Consider the following 17,670-nt stretch of genomic DNA (forward strand, 5'->3'; position numbering starts at 1 on the left):
GCCCCCACCGGCCCCACCGTGGGCACCCACGCGAGGCTGGCCAGCGTCACCACGCCCACGGAGACGATGAGCAGCATCACCTGCCCGCCCAATTCGCGCGCCGCGGTGAGCCCCACCTGGAGGCTCACGCAGACGTACTCCAGCGCCGCGGCCCCCATCAGCCAGACGAACAGCTCCAGGTTCTGCGCGTACGCGGCCCCGTAGAAGAGCGTCAGCGCCCATTGCCCCAAGAGCGCCGCGCAGGCGATGGCGCACACGCCCACCAGCGCCGCGCCCCCCACGAAGGCCGCGAGCGCCCGGCCGAAGCGCCGCCTTTCGCCGGCCACGTGGTAGCGCCCGAGCCGGGGGCTCACGGCGGTCCCCATCGCGTTCACGACCCGGCCTCCCAGCGCGGTGAAGTACGCGAGCGCGGCGTACATGCCCAGCTCCGCCTGACCGGAGTGCGCCTCCAGCAGGTAGCGGGGGACGTTGGGCCGCAGCGACCCCAGCAGCGCGGTGATGCCCAGCACGTAGCCCAGCCCCAGCAGGGACTTGAGGGGGCCGCCCTGCTCGCGCCACGGCGTGCGCCACAGGGGGCGCCAGGGGTACGTGCCGGGGAACTCGCGCCGGAACGCCTGCGCGTCGAAGAGCAAGAGCACCACGGCCCAGGACAGCCCCAGCGCGGCCGCACCGGCGATGGGGCTGTGCGTGAGCCAGAGCGCGAACGTCACGGCCACCACCGACAGCACGCTCTTGGCGAGGATGGAGCGGGCGATGAGCGCCATCCGCTCCGCCCGCTGCAAGGCGCCGTAGAAGACCTCGCTCACGGCCTCGAAGCCCTTGGCCACCGCCACCAGCACGATGACGGCCAGCTCGCGCGGCGAGGACGCCACGTACGCCGCGATGGCGCAGCACACCGCCACGGCGACGAGCACGTTGAGCACCATCAGGCCCAGGTAGTGCTCGAAGCCATGCTCGCCCCGGGCGTCGGTGGCCTGGAGCGTGCGCAGCTGCATGCGCGCCAGCAGCAGCACCGGCGCGGTGATGGCCAGGGCGAGCGCGAACTCCCCCAGCTCCTCCATGGTGCCCAGCCGGGCGAAGACCACCATCACGCCCCACTGCGCGAGCGCGTACCCGAGCCCGGCGGAGAGCGTCCACGCGAAGTTGCTCCCCACCGAGCGGGGTGTCACGACCGCGCCGCCGCGCGCTCCAACACCTCCGAGAGCCGCTTCGCGGCGATGTCCGCGGAGTAGCGCTCGCGGCCCAGGCGCGCCGCGAGCGCCCCGGCTTCCGCGAGCCACTTCGGGTCGCGCAGCCTGCGCGCCAGCAGCGCCGCCGCGGCGGGGATGTCCTTGGGCGGCAGGCGCAGGCCGAAGGGCTCCCGGTCCAGCAGCTCCGCCTGCCAGCCGCCGTAGTTGATCGCGAGCGGCCGGCCCGCGGCGAGCGCGTCGAAGAACTTGTTGGCGGAGTTGTCCTGCATGCCCTCCACGTCGGTGAAGAGGGACGTGGCCAGCGTGGCCGCGCTCAGCACCGCGGGCACCTGCGCCTTGGGCACGCTGGGCAGGAAGAAGAGGTTGCGGTCGCGCACGCCCAGCCTCTCCGCGAGCGCGTGCAGGGAGGTCTCCTCGCGGCCCTGGCCCATGATGACGAAGCGCACCTCCGGATCCCGCTTCAGCATGTCCGCGGCCACCCGCACCAGGTAGTCCACCCCGTTCACCAGCCCCAGCGTGCCCGCGTACAGCACCAGGGGGCGGTCCTGGAGCCAGGCGTACTTCGCGCGGAACGCCTCGCCCGCGGAGCGGGGCACCTGGAAGCGCTCCGGGTCGCAGAGGTTGGGGATGACGGTGATCTTCTCCGGCGACACGCCCGCCGCCTCCACGCCGGCCTTCATGCCCGGCGACAGCGCGATGATGTGCGCCGCCCCCGCGTAGGCGGCCTTCTCCAGCAGCTGCGCGGCCAGGATGGCGGAGCGGCTCTTGAGGGCGCCCACGGCGATGGGGATGGCGGGCCAGAGGTCGCGCACCTCGAACACCATGGGCCGCTTGTTCCAGCGCGAGGCGAAGATGCCCGGCACCGCGATGGTGAGGGGCGTGCTGGTGGCGAAGAACACGTCGCCGGACAGCTGCGCCGCGCGGTGCGTGGAGTTGACCGCGAAGTGGCTGAAGGCGCGGATGCGGTCCGGGTAGCTCATGGCGTTGTTGTAGGGCACCGGCAGCCAGTGCACCTGGATGCCGGCCTCGTTCGTCTCGCGCCAGCCGCGGGCCTTGTTCTTGGGCTGCGCGTCGGAGGTCACCATGTGGACCTCGTGCCCCATCCCGACCAGGCGGCGGGCAAGCTCGTAGGAGCGGGTGCCGCCGTGCATGGTGGGCGTGTTGAAGTACTGGTGCAGGTAGACGATCTTCATCTCAGGTCGCTCCGGTGAACGCGGGTTGGGGAAGCGGTGGAGAAGCGGGGAGGCGGGCCTGGGCGGTGGACCTGCCCGGGACCGCGGTGCAGGTGGCCATCACCATCAAGAGGAAGAGGGCGCGGGTGTCGTAGAGGTCGCCGCTGGACTGGCTGCCCAGGAACACCAGCACCGCCGCGCCCACCGTCGCGCCGTCCAGTCCCTGGCGCCGCTTCAGCGCGGAGCGGGTGAAGGTGAGCAGCACGCCCGCGAAGAGCAGCAGGCCCACGGCGCCCGTCTCACAGAAGAGCTCCAGGAAGAGGTTGTGCGGGTACACGCCCAGGCGCAGCGCGGGGAACGCGGCGAGCCCCCCGCCCGCCACCGGGTGGTCGCGTCCCAGCTGGATGGCGGCCGCGTAGAGCACCTCGCGCCCGGACAGGTACACCTCGCCGTCGCCACCGCCACCACGGCCGCGGCCGCCGCCGCCGCCGCCGTCGTAGTTCAGGGTCAGGCGCAGGAAGCGCTCCTCCACGGAGCGGCGCAGCGGCTCGCCCAGCGGGGACGCCATCACGCCCCCCGCGGCCACCGTGGCGAGCAGCACCAGGAGCAGCAGCCGGCGCAGCGGCACGCGCGCCACCACGAGGCAGGTGGTGACGCCCGCGAGGATGGCCGCGGTGCCGCCCCGTGAGCCCGTGAGCAGCGCGAGGATGACGCCGGTGGCCGCCACGGGGATCCACAGCCACGCCTGGCCCCGCCACGTCCAGAAGTACAGGGCGCCCAGCGCGAGCAGGCCCATGAGCCGCGCGAAGATGTTGGGCCCGCCGCCCATCACCGCCAGCCGCGCGCCGCCGCCGCCCGACAGGAGCTGGCGCACGCCGGTGAGCGCGAGCAGCGCGGTGGCCGCGACGATGATGGTCCAGAACGCGTCCAGGACGCGGGGCGCGGGCTGCCGGAGCGCGGCGAGCCCGAAGCCCACGCTCATCACCAGCACGAGCGTGAGGTCGTAGAGCTTCGACAGCGCGAACGTCGCGTCCGGGGACCAGGAGGCGCTGGCGCACAGGTAGCCGAAGAACCCCAGGAGCGCGGTGATGAGCGGCCCGTCGAAGCGCGCCTCGCCCGGCCGCGCCTCGCGCCACGCGCGGTGCAGCAGCCCCAGGGACGCCAGCACCCCGCCGCCCATGACGATCCACAGCCGCAGCTCCAGGAACGCGTTGGTCTCCGGCACCGCTTCGGCCAGCCGGTGGAAGCCCCAGCGGCCCGCGAGCACGTAGAGCGCCGCGATGAAGCCCAGGCCTGTGCGTCGGATCCATCTCACGGGGCGGCTCTCCAGAGGGCTTCAGCTCACGGCCGGGTATTCGTACTGGTAGATGCCGCTCACCGCGCGGCCCGTCCGGGAGCGCGGCACGCCGTTGAGGACGACGCCCCGCACGGGGACGCCGTTCTGTTGCAACTGGTGCAGCGCGGACGCCACCTCCCGCAGCGGGTGGGCGCCGGCCCGCACCACCGCGAGCCCCACGCTCGCGTGCCGGCCCACGAGCGCCGCGTCCGTCACCGCGAGGATGGACGGCGTGTCGAAGAGGACCAGCTCGTAGCGGGCGGACAGGTGCGTCACGAGCGCGGCGAGCCGGGGCTGGGACAGGAGCTCCGCGGGGTCGGGCGGCAGCTCGCCCGCGCCCAGGAACGACAGCCGGGGCCCGGCCTCCGCCAGCACGGCCTGCTCCAGGGAGATGGTGCCGCGCAGCACTTCAGACAGGCCGGGGGAGCGCGCGTCCTGGAAGCAGCGGTGGAGCCAGCCTCCGCGCAGGTTCGCGTCCACCAGCAGGACGCGCCGGCCGGACTCCGCCAGCACCCACGCGAGGTTGAGGGCGACGAAGGACGTCCCCACGCCGGGGCTCGTCCCCGTGAGGGCCACGACGTTGCCGGGCGCGTCCTTCAGCGCGAACTGGAGCCGGGTCCGCAGGCCGCGCACGCTCTCCGTGGTCGGGTCGCGGGGACAGGTGCGCGCGAGGAGGGTGGGCGGGTCGCTGGCGCGGCCAGGGCCCAGGGGAAGGCTCGCGAAGACGGGCACCGCGAGCGCGGCCTCCAGGGCGGCGGGGTTCGACACGCCGTGGTGGAGCGCCTGGCGCGTGAAGGCGAGCGCGATGCCCAGCACCAGCCCCAGCGCGAGGCTGACCGCGAACACGTCCGGCTTCGCGGGGCGCACCGGGTCGCGCGGCACCACCGGCGCGTCGATGATGCGCGCGTTGGTGATGGTGCTCGACTTGAGCACCCGGTACTCCTGGGCCTTGTTCTGGAGCTGGAGGTACAGCTCGTTGGCGACCGTCACGTCGCGCGTGAGCTGGGCGGACACCAGCTCCGCGTTCGGCATGCCCTTGAGCTGGGTGGCGAGCAGGGCGCGCTCCGTGCGCAGGCGCGCCAGCTTGTTGCCGGTGGCGATGATGAGCGGGTGGTGTTCGGTGAAGCGCTGCCGCAGCTCCGAGCGCTCCAGGGACAGTTCGGAGATGGCCTTCTCCAGGTCCGCGCTCCGGCTCACGATGGCCTGGGCCTCCATCCCCAGGTCCGCGCCGCCCTTGCCCGTGCGGTAGTCGCGCAGCGCCGTCTCCGCGCGCTCCAGCCCCTGGCGCAGGCCCGGCAACTGGCTGTCGAGGAAGCTCAGCGTCCGCCCGGCCTCCTCGCTGCGGCGCTCGACGTTGCTCAAGACATACGCCTCCGCGATCGCCTGGAGCGTCGCGGTCGCCACCGCCGCGTCCTGCCCCTCCAGGGCCATGGTGAGGACGCCGGTGCCGGGGCCCTTCTCGCTCATGCGCAGCGAGCGCTGGAGCGACTCCACCACCGCGAGCCGCGAGCGCCGCAGGAGCAGGAAGCGCGTCCCCGGCCGGGCGTGCAGCTCCGTGACGAGCAGCTCCACCTCCGGCGCGGAGCCCGGCGCCGTGGTGGCGGCGGTGCCCGCCTCGCCACGCAGCAGCACGCCCGCCTCGGGGTCCTGCAGCGTGTACGCGCCGGACGCCTCCGCCACGAGCGTGAGCGGAATGTCCTCCAGCTCCGGCGGCACGTTCAGCCGCTCCACCCGGATGCGCTCGCCGCCCCAGGCCTGGGACGCCTGGCCCCACCAGGGCACGGCCGCGAGCTCCGGCCCCTCATGCGCGCGGGCCATCGCCGCGCCCAGCACCGGGAAGTACACGGGCGTGGCGGACACATCCAGCCGCAGCCCGTCCACCACGCGGCCCAGCAGCGCCCGCGACCCGAGGACCTCGATCTCTGTCGCCGCGAGGCTCGGCGCGTCCGAGAGCAGCTCGCCCAGCTGGCCCAGGCTGCTGCCCTTCTGCTCGATTTGTAGCACCGCGCTCGCGCGATACACCGGTGGGGTGGTGACCAGGTACAGCCCGCCCAGGGCGAGCGTGAGCGCGACCGTCGCGGCGATGGACCTGCGGCGCTCGAGCAGGACGCCCAGGTGTCCGCTCAATCCCAATTCATCATCCTGTGGGCCGGGGGAAGTGGGCGTCATGGGTTGTTGATGATGATGGTTCTTTCCCCGATATCCACTGCCTGCCAGAGCAGCTGCACTGTTGGCTGGATCTGCTCGATGATGCGATTCCAGCGTGTCAAGTCGTGCGCGGAGACGAAGACAACGTCGTGGGGTTGTAATTGGAACTGGGCCGCGAGGAGCAGCGCGTCCGGGGATTTCGCGTCAAGCTTGAAGATGGATGGCTTTTCGAAGCTGCCGCGGATGACATAGACGCGCTCCGGATTGGAGGTGAGCGGGTCGAAGCCCTCGCTGTCGCCAATGGCCTCCGCGAGCGTCATCCGCCCCTTCACCATGATGCGGGAGGTGGGCTTGCGGACCTCGCCCAGCACGAAGACCTTGTTGCGGGTGCGGTCCGCGACGTTGAGGATGTCCCCGTCCCGCAGCAGCCAGTTCTGGCTCACGTCTCCCTGTTCGTAGAGGGCCTGCAGGTCGAGCGTGAAGGTGGCGCCCGCCCGGTTGAGCGTGACGGTGCGCAGGTCCGCCTCCTGGGTGAAGCCCCGCGCCTGGCTGATGGCGTCCTGCACGCGCAGGGGGACGTCGGTGATGGGCAGGGTGCCGGGCGCCACCACCTCGCCCGTCACCTGGACCTTCTGCCCCCGGAAGCCCACCACGCGCACGTCCAGCTGGGGCCGCTCGATGACGGTGGACAGCCGCTGCGTGAGCAACTCGCGGATGTCGCGCAGGGTCTTGCCCGCGACGGGGAGGATGCCCACGTGGGGGTAGAACATCGTCCCGTCCGCCGCCACCGGGTGGCCGGTGGCCTCCGGCGAGCGGAACTCGCCCGCGGGGATGGTGAGCTCCGGGTGGTCCCAGACGATGACGCTCAGCACGTCATGCGCCGTCACCCGGTAGTCGTAGTCCGCGGCGAGCTGCGCCAGCGGATCCACCAGGGGGGCGGGGCGCGCCTGCCGCCGGGCCTCCTGCTGCCGCCCCAGGAGGGCCGCGTCGATGGGGACGATGTCGAAGGCGCCGTCGGCGCCCGCGTCTGCCTTTCCGGCATACCGCTCCCGGAAGGCGTCCTCGTCCATGTGCATTCCAGGGCCCCAGGCGCATGCGCTCATGCATGACACCAGGACCGTCAACAGGGCGTGCTTCATTGAGAGGGATTCTTCGGGCCTTGCCAGGCACGCGTAAACCCATCCGCTGCCCAGGTGTCCGGAAGGCGTTAGCGCCCGGAGGCGAGACAACACATGCCCTGCCCTGGAGGGCTGGGAAGGCCGCTCCGCAGGAATCACGACATCACCGCTGCACTCAAGGGGGCGGTGACGGGGCCGTGAATCGAGCCCATAACCTGTCGCTGTCGCAAGGGGGCGACCAGGCGGCTCGCGTCTTCGCGGGCCGGCCCGTCGCGCTCCACTCACGGGGGGACCCGACATGACGCCAACGATCCGGTGGAGAGCCGTCCTCGTCCCTGACGGGGGACAGCGGGCCTGCTCCGCGGACTACTTCCGTTCGGAGCAGCACCTGCGCGCGGAAGGGGTGACGCACAGCCTCATCGTCGAGGACGGGGAGGGGCGGGCGCTGCGGGTGCCGCTCATCGTGCGGCCCATTGAAGGGACGCGGCACCGGGACGCGGTGTCCCCGTACGGGTTCCCCGGCGCGGAGCTGAACGGGCTGAGCGAGGTGCCACCCGAAGCCATCGACTGGCGGGGCACGGAGCTGGTCAGCATCCTCGTGAGCGACCGCGTGGGCGGGCCGTCCTGCTTCGCGGGTGGAAGGCCCGTGAGCGAGGTGTGCGTCCTCGACAGCGGTCGGCCCGTGCGGTTCCGCGACGACCACATCGCGGACATCCGCCGCAACACCCGGCTGGGCTACGTCGGCACGTGCCTCCCCGTGAGGCAGGCCCCGCCTGAACAGCGTGAGGCGCTCAAGCAACTCTCGCGGCGGCCGCTGGCCCGCGACCTGACGGGGACCCGGCCCTCCTTCACGGACGCCTGGTTCGAGGAGGTGTTCACCTGTGGCTTCGCCTGGCTGGTGGGCGCGCGCGCGCCGGATGGCGCCGTCGCCTCCGCCTCGCTCGTCGTCCTCAGCGACGGCTACCTTCACACCCTCGTCGGGGGCACGGCGGACGCGTACGCGGCGCACGCGCCGGCGAAGAACGAGCTGCCGGTGCTGGTGGAGCTCTCCGCGAAGCTGCAGGCCCCCATCAACCTGGGCGGCGGGCTCCAGCCTGGAGATGACCTCGAGCGGTTCAAGCGGGGCTTCGCCAACGCGACCGCCCGCCTCTGCGCGCACGAGCTCATCTGCGACCCCCAGGCGTACGCGGCGCTGTCCCGGGGCCAGGCGGCCCCGGGCCGCTTCCCCGCCTATCGCGCGCAGGCTTCCTGACGCCACCCGTCTCCCACAGAAGGACGCCCATGCTCCTGTCGCTCCCCCAGCTCCGTGACGCCACGGAGGCCCACTTCACCTGTCTCACGGAACGTGAATTCGCCGAGCGTCAGCGCGAAGAGGGCGCTCGCGTCATCTCCCACCGGGGGCGCTACTGGACGCAGCTGGGCGCTCCCGGCTTCTTCCAGCCCATTCACATGCTGGCCCGGCTGACGCCGGAGGAGGCCACCCCTCCCACGCTTCTCGCCTGGGGTTACCGGGCGGCGCTGACGCCGGAGACAGCGAGCGCCGCCAACGGCATGTTGCCCGTGGTGCGACTGAAGGACCTGGACACCTACGACATGGACCGGCTGACCTCGAACCGGCGCAACAAGCTGCGCAAGGCGCAGCGACTGGTGCGCATCGTCCAGCTCACCGGGCCTGCGCTCCTGCTGGAGCAGGGCTACGGGGTCGTGCGGGAGGCCCTGGCGAGGACGCAACACAAGCAGCCGCCCACGCTGGATGAGTACCTCAAGGACGTGCGGAAGTACTTCATCAGCGACCACTGGTGTGTGCTCGCCGGGTTGATTGACGGCAAGCTCGGCGGCTATGCGGACGGCTACGTGGTGGACGGCGTCGCGTATGGCATCAACGCTTACTACGCCTCGTGGGCGCTGCCGACCAACATCTCCACCGGGATGAACTACGCGTTCGCGCAGCTCTGCCGCCGGCTCAAGGGCGTCACCACGCTGGTGAACGGGCTCCACGCGCGCGAGGTGCCGGAGCTGGTGCAGTTCAAGGACGACATGGGCTACGTCGTGGACTCCATCCCCATCAAATGGGGGATGAACCCGGTGGCGCAGGCCCTCATCCGCTGGCGCCGTCCCCATGCGTACTACCGGCTGACGGGCAAGGAGTGAGCGGGCCCGCGCACGGGCCCGCCCGCGGGGCGTGCCCGTGCTACGGCGACATCACGACCTTGATGCAGCCGTCTTCCTTGTCGCGGAACTTCTTGTAGAGCGCGGGGGCGTCCGACAGCTTCGCGCGGTGGGTGATGAGCCGCGTCGGGTCGATGGCGCCCGACTGGATCTTCTCCAGCAGGGGACGGGTGTAGCGGTGCGTGTGCGTCTGCCCCGTCTTCATCGTCAGGCCCTTGTTGACGAAGGAGCCGAAGGGGATCTTGTCCAGGAAGCCGATGTAGACGCCCGGGACGGAGAGGGTCCCACCCTTGCGGCAGCAGTGGATGGCCTGGCGCAGCGCGTGCGGCCGGTCCGTCGCGAGCTTCACCGCCGCCTTCGCCTTGTCGATGACGGCATCCAGGCTGCCGGTGCCGTGGGCCTCGGCGCCCACGGAGTCGATGCAGCGGTCCGGGCCCCGGCCCTTCGTCAGCTCATTCAGGGTGTCGTAGACATCCTGCTTCGTGAAGTCGATGGTCTCCGCCTTGCCCCAGGAGCGCGCCAATTCCAGCCGCTCGGGCACGTGGTCGATGGCGATGACGCGCCCCGCGCCGAACATCCACGCGCTCTGGATGGCGAACTGGCCCACGGGGCCGCAGCCCCACACCGCCACGGTGTCGCCCTTCTCCATCTCGCAGTTCTCCGCCGCCATGTAGCCGGTGGGGAAGATGTCCGTGAGGAAGAGCACCTGGTCCTCGGTGAGGCCCTCCGGAATCTTGAGGGGACCTACGTCCGCGTAGGGCACGCGCACGTACTCGGCCTGGCCTCCGGGGAAGCCGCCCAGCATGTGCGAGTAGCCGAAGAGGCCGGAGGGCGAATAGCCCATCACCTTCGCGGCGAGCTCCGCGTTGCGGTTGGAGCGGTCGCACAGGGAGAACAGCGTCTTCTTGCAGAAGAAGCACTCGCCGCACGCGATGTTGAAGGGGACGATGACCCGGTCCCCCTTCTTGAGCTTCGTGACGCTCGCGCCGGTCTCCACCACTTCGCCCATGAACTCATGGCCGAGCACGTCCCCGCTCTTCATGGTCGGCATGTAGCCGTCCAGCAGGTGCAGGTCCGAGCCACAGATGGCGGTGCGGGTGACGCGGATGATGGCGTCCCGAGGGTCTTCAATCTTGGGATCCGGGGCCGTTTCGTAGCGGACGTCACCGTGGCCGTGCCAGCAGATGGCTTTCATCGAGCGCGCTGCTCCTTGTTGAAGGATGGAAGGGCTTTCTTGAAAGCTGGGTCGCATCCACAAGGTGGCCAAGGCACGGCTCCCCTGGCCTGCCTGCCTGACCGGTCTTCTGGGGCCCGGCCGGGCGGCGTGCTCAGGGCCCGTGCGGTCGCAGGCCCAACATCGTCACCCGGTCGTCCGGGGCGAGCGCCACGGTGAAGCGGGCGGTCCGGGGGCCGAACGCCACCAGGTACGTATAGACGCGGTCATCCCCCACGGTGCGCCGCTGGGCCAGCACCAGCGGCCCCGCGGGGCCCAGGGACGCCAGGGTCTGCTGATAGCGCTTCGCGCGCTCCGGGAAGGAGCTTGGCTTGAAGTACGCGAAGTCGGCTGGGGAGAGCGTCCCGCTCCGGGCCTGCTCCAGCAGGGCCTTGAGCCGAGCGGTCACCTGGGGCTCGCGGTCCTCGATGGGTGCGAGAGGCGGCTCGGCGAGGGCGGGGTTGACGAGCGCGGCGAGGCCGTCCGCGAAGCGCCCGGGCTGCGCGAAGTCCGCGTTGGCCAGCACGATGATGGAGAGCGAGTCCCCGACGTAGCGCGAGAAGTTCGTCGTGAAGCCCTGCCACTGTCCCCCGTGATGGTGGAGCGGCTTGCCCCCACGCTCGTCGATCTGCCACCCGAAGCCGTAGGGGACGGAGGCGCCGCTCTGGAGCTTCCCGGGCGTGAGGATCTCCTGCCAGCTCTCCGGGGTGAGGAGGGCGCGCCGCTGCACGGCGGCGTCCCAGGCCAGCAGGTCCTTCAGGGAGAAGTAGAGCGAGCCGTCCGCGGTGGTGTTGAGCGAGGGCGACACCCACTCCTGGTTCTTCACCACCCCGTCGACCTGACGGTAGCCGGCGGCGCGGTGCGGGATGACATCCGCCTCGCTGATGCCGCGCGCGGTCTTCATGCCGGCGGGCTTGAACACCCGCTCCGCGAGGACGTCGCCGTAGAAGGTGCCCGTGACGCGGTTGACGATGATGCCCAGCAGCACGTAGCCGGTGTTGCTGTAGCTCCAGCGCGTGCCCACGGGGAAGTCGAGCGGGAACGTGTAGGCGAAGCGCGCGAGCTCCGCATCCGTGTAGTCCTTGCGGTAGTCGAACAGGCCCTCCAGGTCGGCGATGCCGGAGGTGTGCGTGAGCAGGTGGCGCACCGTGATGTCGCTCCAGGCGGCGGGCGCGTCCGGGAAGAACTTCGTCACCTTGTCGGCCAGGGACAGCTTGCCGGCCTCCACCTGGAGCATCACCGCCATCGTGGTGAACTGCTTTCCCACGGAGCCGGACTGGAAGAGCGTGTCGGGGGTGACGGGGACCTGGTGCTCCAGGTTGGCGAAGCCGTAGCCCTTCGCGAGCACGACCTTCCCATGGCTCACCACGCCCACGGCGACGCCGGGCACCTTCTGGCGGGCCAGCTCCGCGCGCACGAAGGCGTCAAGCCTTCCACGCAGCGGAGCCTGCGCGGCGGCGGGAAGTGCCGCGAACAGGCCCCACAGCAGGACCACGACCCATGCGAGTGATTGAGAGGGAAGGCGCATGGGAGGGACTGTATTCCAGTCAGTCCCTTTCGACGCGCGTCACGGAGGGCCGGTCTGCGTCGTCGTCTCCTGCGTGCCATTGCCCAGGCGTTGCTTGAGGGCGTCCCAGCCCTTGCTGCCCGCCTCGCGGGCGAGGTCGAGCGTCTCGCCGGCGCCCTGGGCCAGCTGCTCCGGGGTGAGCGCGGCGGTGCCCTGGCGCACGCGGTCCATCCAGATGAGTGGGGCGTAGAGCTGCTTCGCGCGCTCGGGCCCGAGCGCCACGGTGAGCACGTGCTCCAGGCCGCCCGCGCGCGCGAGCAGCGCCCGTCCCAGCAGCAGGGCCGCGCGCGTCTGCTGGAACAGCGGCAGGCTGTCACCGTGGTGGCGCAGGGCCTCCGCGCTGTCGTGCACCTCGCGCCGCTCCGTCTCCTCCAGGAAGGGGCTGGCCGCGAGCCGGTCCAGCGACGCCGCGGCCTCCTCGTAGCGCCCGCGCCGCGAGTGGATGAAGGCCCAGCCCCACCACGTCAGCTCGTTCTCCACGCCCAGGGTCTGGAGCGAGCGCAGGCCCCGCTCGATGTCGTCTTCCGCGGGGCGGTCACGCTTCAGGGCCATGCGGTTCCACGCGCGCAGGAAGTACCCGGCGGCGAGCACCGTCTCGCGAGACTGCGCGGGGGTGCTGGCCTCGAAGGCAGGGAAGTCCTCGGGGGGCATGCGTTCGGTCTCGGCGAGGAAGGCGTTGAGCTCCTCCTCGGCCGCGTAGTGGTAGCCGGCCTGACAGAAGGCAAGGCCCCGGTTGGCCTGCACCGCCGCGCGCAGGACCGGGGGCCACGTGGGGCCCGGCGTGGCGCGCGACAGCTCGTAGAAGGCGAGCTCCGTGGAGGAGATGCGGCCGGCCTTCGCGGCCTTGTCGAGCACGAGCCAGACGGTGGCGAGCAGCGCGTGCTCCTGGGCCTCGTCGTAGGCCGGCAGGGGCATGGGCGTGCCGGGCGCCCACTTGGACCACAAGAGCGGGAACTCGTCCTCGTCGCGCGTCTGGAGCGTCTTGCGCGCCTTGTAGAAGGCCACGCCCAGGTCCAGGTACGAGCGGGCCGCGGCGCGCGTCGCCTCGTCGGTGATGGGGGCGTCGGGCAGGGCGCGCGTCTGGGCCAGCGCCGTCCAGAGCTGGGCGACCTCCTCCGGCGCCCCGGGTTCGCCGTTCGCGCGCAGGGTGAGCTTGAAGGCGCGGTAGGGCACGAGCGTGACGGAGTCGCGCATGCGCTGTTCAATCTCCGCCCGCTCCTTCGCGGCGCGCTCGGCGTCGGTCATCCGGCAGCCGCCGCACGCGGTGAGTCCCACGAGGAAGAGGGCGGCGAGGCGGTGGCGCAGGGACCCCAGGGGGCGACGGGAAGCGTCCTTCATGCCGCGCAGTGTATCACCCGGGGGTGGCTGGGCTCAGGGTGTACAGCCGGTTGAGCTCCTGGCCGTAGCTGTAGGCATACGCGTCCCCCGTGGCGCTCATGACGAAGGCATCAATCCCTTTCAGTCCCAGCGCGCTGACGTTCGGGGAGCGCCGCCAGGGCGGCCTGGAGCGCGGCGCCGAACTCCGCGCGGTAGAGGGTGTTCAGTTGGAGCAGGACGCGAACGTCCCTGGATCGAGTTCAATCCCGGGCCATGTCTCGAAGGCGCCTCGTGAACAGGCCGTGCGTCGCCCACCGGACGCAGGGGCGCGTCACGCCGCGGCCGGCCGACGGGACGCGGCTTCGCCTCCGCCATGGGCAGCGACACCCTGTCCAAGCTGAGGCTGACCGAGTGCGCCTCCGCATGGACCTCCACGGCCTCCACCAGGGTGGACTCCACATGCGCACGCTCCGTGTCGTACAGCATGCCCACCGCATGCGACACGTCCTCGAAGCCGCTGCGACTGTAGGGCAGCCGATGCAGGGCCCGCGCGCTGCCTTGTGCTTCGCGCGAGGTTCCGCACCCCATCAGGTACGCCATGGCCTGGGCCGTTTGGGGCAGCCAGCTTTTCCTATGCTCTGGGTGAATGAGGGACGAGCCCACAGAAGCACCCACGGTGCGTCCCGGGCGGCCATCCAAGTGGGCATGGCGTGCGAAGAACTGCCGCTCTTCTCCACTCCGCGCTACATTACTGGCCCTCCTACATCCGTGACCCACATCCTGGGTCTGGTGTCTCCTCGAAATGAGTTCCTCGGTGCGGAATCTCCGACCCCTTCCCATCGACTGCAAGCCCGGGCACAAGGTTCGGCGCGGCGTGTCCAGTGCAATTTCGCAACCGAAAGACCTACAGCTCGAGTTCATGCCTCCCACTGCAGCGGCCAATTGGAAAGCGGGCAAGGGTGGCGAGCAGGAGCCCGACGCCACCATCGAGCCTTCGGCATCAGCCGGGCAGCGTACGTTCACGGGGCGGACCCAGCGGGACGTTCCGTGGGAAGTGCGTCAGGGAGACGCCCTGGAGACATTGTCCACCCTGCCCGAAAACCATTTCGCCTGCGCGGTGACGTCTCCCCCCTACTACTGGCAGCGTGACTACGCAGTGGCCGGCCAACTCGGGATGGAGCCGACGATCCAGGGTTATGTGGACACCATCGCCACTGTGCTGGATCAGGTCCGCAGGGTCCTCCGACAGGATGGTCTGCTCTTCCTCAACCTGGGAGACACCTACTACTCCGCCAAGGGAGAGCCGAAAGGTGCCGATCGGAAGAACGGAGCGAGGCGCTTCGGCCTGCGGGCCGTGGATGCCAGCGGTCTCGGCGTCCCCAGGAAGACCGCCATCGGCATCCCATGGCGCGTGGCGCTCGAGATGGTCTCTCGTGGCTGGATTCTTCGCTCCCCCATCATCTGGAGGAGAACGGGAAGCCTGCCAGAGCCAACCGCCAAGGACCGGCCGTGGCGGACTTATGAGATGCTTTTCATGTTCAGCAAGTCCCCGCGCTATTACTTCGCGCGAGAATCACTGGGCGGCGAAGAGGACATCTGGACAATTTCGGAACGCCCCACGGGCTCCAAGGGCATTCATTCGGCGGCATTCCCCGAGAAGCTTGTCCAGAAATGTCTGGACGTCGGATGCGCCAAGGGAGGCCATGTGTTGGACCCCTTCGCTGGCAGTGGAACGGTGCTGCGAGTCTCGGTGCAGTCGGGCAGGCCCGTCACGGGAATTGACCTGAGCCGACGCTTCTGTGAGCACATGGCGAACAGTCTCCATGCCCTCTAGCGCCTGGAATTGCGGGGTGACTCATGTCCACCTTCATCTCCATTGAACAGGTCAAGCGGTCGCTTCAGCGATTGAGCAAGGTGCACACCTTCTTCGGGACGTCCTTTCTGGCGTTCAAGAGCATTGACCTGCCCGTGGGCAGAACATCGCAGGCGATCTTCAGCCAGATCGCTGACAGCATCCTGCTCAAGCACTACCAGCCGGCACAGAGGTACGAAGGCTTCTACAATCCGTTCAAGACCTCCAAAGGCGAGCAGCATTGGGTCAAGCCCCGGTACGCCAGCACGACGCTCCAACGGATCACCACCGATACGTTCGGAAAAGCCTTCATTCATCCACGGAATTCGTCGGAATGGGGCTGGCAGGAAGATTACATCGAGCGACTGCGGGAGAAGCTCGATAAGGAGCAGCCCGTTCCAGCCTTCGACCTGGCCGTCTGGCTATTCCGGGAGAAGGAGTGGCCGATAGGCAGTACCGCTAACGACGTTCGGGACCACCTCTTCAATGAATACAATATCCGCCAACCGGAAATAGCCGCGCTGTTCGATTTGGAACTCCCGGCCGAAACCGATGGGTGGCTCCGCGGAGATCCTATCACCGAGCAGGAATTACTCATGCTCATCGGGGATCCACCCAATTCGACACCCGCCGAAGGAGCGACCCTGCAGTCGCTGGAGATCGACCAGGTCGGGCTCGCCAAGCACTTCGAGTACGAGGCGGAGGAGCGGCTCAACCTCATCACGGGCGACAACAGCCTGGGCAAGACGTTCCTTCTGGAGTGTATCTGGTGGGCGTTGACCGGGACCTGGCCGGAGGGCCAGCCCATGTTGCCCAGGGCCGAAGCAGAGCGGGACGACCCCCATATTCAGTGCACCATCGTCGCGAGTGGCCGTGCACCCATCCACCTTGACTACGAGTATGCCTGGGAGAAAGGGACCTGGAATCCCAGTTCCAAGCGTAAGGCCCTGCCTGGGGTTGTCATCTATGCGCGCTTTGATGGTTCATTCGCTGTTTGGGATCCGGTCCGGCAGCAGAAGGAGGAGACCACCGGAGGAGGGCCTCCGGGAGAAGAGGGGCGCCCAGGCATGCTCTTCTTCCATGGCAACGAGGTCTGGGATGGACTCCGCCGAAACGATCCCTATCAGCGCCAAATGGGCTGGCTCTGCAATGGGCTGATCCATGACTGGCTCGCATGGGAAAGGGGTGGCCCCATCCACCAGCGGGCATTCGGGGCCTTCATGGCCTGTATCGAGGCGCTCTCCCCGTCGGAAGATCAGCCCCTTCGCCCGGGGAAGCCGCGCCAGCTTCCTTTCGATTCACGCGAGTTCCCGACGCTGCTCATGCCGTACGGGGAGGTCCCTGTCATCCATGCATCGGCCGGTATCAAACGCATGCTCGCGCTCTCCTACATCATGGTCTGGTCGTGGAGTGAGTATGAAAGGAACAGCGAACTCGCCCGGCGCAAACCAGAGCCTCAGATGGTTCTGATCGTCGACGAGATTGAAGCGCACCTCCACCCCCGGTGGCAGCGCGTCATCGTCCCTGCCCTGATGAGCGCGGTGTCGAAGTTGGCCTCCGGCGTATCGCCGCAGATCCACCTCGCGACGCACTCCCCGCTGGTCATGGCTTCCGCAGAACCACTCTTTGATGAGCAGCAGGACAGCCTTTATCACCTCAAGCTCGATGAGGAGGACCCGAGCCACGTTGTCCTCGAGAGGATGGAGTTCAACAAGCACGGCTCTGTGGATAGGTGGCTGACTTCGGACGTCTTCGGGCTGAGTTCAACCCGGTCTCGTGAGGCGGAGCGTGCCATCAGCCATGCCAATTCCCTTCAGCGGGGTGAGCCCGCGCCAACAGCCGAGACCGTTCGTGAGGCTCATGAGGAACTGCGGCGGGTGCTGGCTTCAGACGATGTCTATTGGCCCAGATGGCGCTTCTTCGCTGTGCAGCACGGGGTGAACGAATGATCCCCGTCAGCCCGCACCCCCCTCCGGCGAACTTCGATACCCGGGTCACCCAACCCGGGATGGATTTCCTGGCCACGACCCCCACTCCAACGGACAAGGAGTGGAAGAACCGCGCCTACTGGACCCGGGTGCTCGATGATCTCTACCAGGCATATGGAAGGATCTGCGCGTACAGCTGCCAGCGGATCGAGTGCACGACAGGGGACCGCAACGTTGAGCACTTCAAGCCCAAGAAGATGCATCCACAGCTGGCCTATGACTGGAGCAACTATCGACTGGTGTGCTCGCGGCTGAACTCGCGCAAGGGCACCAAGACGATCCTTGACCCGTTCACCCTTGCAGCAGGTTCTTTCGCGATCCGATTCCCATCTCTCGAGGTCGTTCCTGGCCCGCTGTGTAACGCGGACGCCACGCTCAAGACGCAGGTGGACTTCACTTGCAACACCCTCAAGCTGAATGACGAGACAACCTGTATCCGGAGCAGGTTGGAGCTCATCCAGGCGTATTGCCGCTGTGACATCACCTTCGCCCACCTCGCGGGCGAGAACCCGTTTCTTGCCGGTGAGATGCAACGGCAGAATCTCGTGAAACTGGAGGTCATCCGGCGGGTAATGAGCTACTCCCCCCCCACACCTCCCC

At 69.3% G+C, this 17,670-nt stretch carries 13 protein-coding genes; 5 read left to right on the forward strand and 8 right to left on the reverse strand.

The genetic code is table 11. The features are described 5' to 3' along the window. The 5 genes from D7V93_RS16700 to D7V93_RS16720 all read right to left on the reverse strand — a co-directional run. Positions 1-1,169, reverse strand: a 1,169-nt coding sequence (locus D7V93_RS16700; protein WP_147451200.1) for a lipopolysaccharide biosynthesis protein, incomplete at its 3' end; no start/stop codon positions are given. After that, positions 1,166-2,383 (reverse strand): glycosyltransferase family 4 protein, encoded by a 1,218-nt coding sequence (locus D7V93_RS16705; protein WP_120644366.1) that lies wholly within the window; start codon positions 2,381-2,383, stop codon positions 1,166-1,168. The genes D7V93_RS16700 and D7V93_RS16705, both read right to left, overlap by 4 nt. Position 2,384: 1 nt before the next feature. Beyond that, positions 2,385-3,677 (reverse strand): O-antigen ligase family protein, encoded by a 1,293-nt coding sequence (locus D7V93_RS16710; protein WP_120644367.1) that lies wholly within the window; start codon positions 3,675-3,677, stop codon positions 2,385-2,387. 21 nt (positions 3,678-3,698) lie between these two features. Then, a complete protein-coding gene (locus D7V93_RS16715; RefSeq protein ID WP_244237348.1) occupies positions 3,699-5,825 on the reverse strand; it encodes a polysaccharide biosynthesis tyrosine autokinase in 2,127 nt (708 codons plus the stop codon). Positions 5,826-5,863: 38 nt separating this feature from the next. Further along, positions 5,864-6,985: a polysaccharide export protein gene (locus tag D7V93_RS16720; protein WP_120644369.1), complete on the reverse strand. Its 1,122-nt coding sequence runs from the start codon at positions 6,983-6,985 to the stop codon at positions 5,864-5,866. A 277-nt stretch (positions 6,986-7,262) separates the two neighbouring features. On the opposite strand from D7V93_RS16720, the gene D7V93_RS16725 reads away from it, so the two are divergent. Both D7V93_RS16725 and D7V93_RS16730 read left to right on the forward strand, forming a co-directional pair. Beyond that, on the forward strand, positions 7,263-8,216 hold the full coding sequence (locus D7V93_RS16725; RefSeq protein WP_120644370.1) for a GNAT family N-acetyltransferase: 954 nt from the start codon (positions 7,263-7,265) through the stop codon (positions 8,214-8,216). 29 nt (positions 8,217-8,245) lie between these two features. After that, positions 8,246-9,115, forward strand: a complete 870-nt coding sequence (locus tag D7V93_RS16730; RefSeq protein ID WP_120644371.1) for a hypothetical protein — start codon at positions 8,246-8,248, stop codon at positions 9,113-9,115. A 40-nt stretch (positions 9,116-9,155) separates the two neighbouring features. Here the strand turns inward: D7V93_RS16730 and D7V93_RS16735 are convergent, their stop codons facing one another. From D7V93_RS16735 to D7V93_RS16745, 3 genes are all read right to left on the reverse strand, one after another. Beyond that, positions 9,156-10,328, reverse strand: a complete 1,173-nt coding sequence (locus D7V93_RS16735) for a zinc-dependent alcohol dehydrogenase (protein ID WP_120644372.1) — start codon at positions 10,326-10,328, stop codon at positions 9,156-9,158. A gap of 133 nt (positions 10,329-10,461) precedes the next feature. After that, the gene (locus tag D7V93_RS16740; RefSeq protein ID WP_120644373.1) at positions 10,462-11,874 is read right to left on the reverse strand and encodes a serine hydrolase domain-containing protein; all 1,413 of its coding nucleotides are present in this window, start codon (positions 11,872-11,874) and stop codon (positions 10,462-10,464) included. 39 nt (positions 11,875-11,913) lie between these two features. Next, on the reverse strand, positions 11,914-13,251 hold the full coding sequence (locus tag D7V93_RS16745; RefSeq protein ID WP_120644374.1) for a hypothetical protein: 1,338 nt from the start codon (positions 13,249-13,251) through the stop codon (positions 11,914-11,916). Positions 13,252-14,104: 853 nt separating this feature from the next. On the opposite strand from D7V93_RS16745, the gene D7V93_RS16750 reads away from it, so the two are divergent. The 3 genes from D7V93_RS16750 to D7V93_RS16760 all read left to right on the forward strand — a co-directional run. Further along, entirely contained in the window at positions 14,105-15,064 is a 960-nt protein-coding gene (locus tag D7V93_RS16750) for a DNA-methyltransferase (RefSeq protein WP_158623765.1), read from the forward strand. 23 nt (positions 15,065-15,087) lie between these two features. Further along, the gene (locus D7V93_RS16755) at positions 15,088-17,031 is read left to right on the forward strand and encodes an AAA family ATPase (RefSeq protein WP_120644376.1); all 1,944 of its coding nucleotides are present in this window, start codon (positions 15,088-15,090) and stop codon (positions 17,029-17,031) included. After that, positions 17,028-17,670 (forward strand): HNH endonuclease family protein (locus D7V93_RS16760; protein ID WP_120644377.1); only part of this gene is annotated, 643 nt, incomplete at its 3' end. The genes D7V93_RS16755 and D7V93_RS16760, both read left to right, overlap by 4 nt.

Source organism: Corallococcus llansteffanensis (assembly GCF_003612055.1).
In the GTDB taxonomy this organism is placed as follows: domain Bacteria; phylum Myxococcota; class Myxococcia; order Myxococcales; family Myxococcaceae; genus Corallococcus; species Corallococcus llansteffanensis.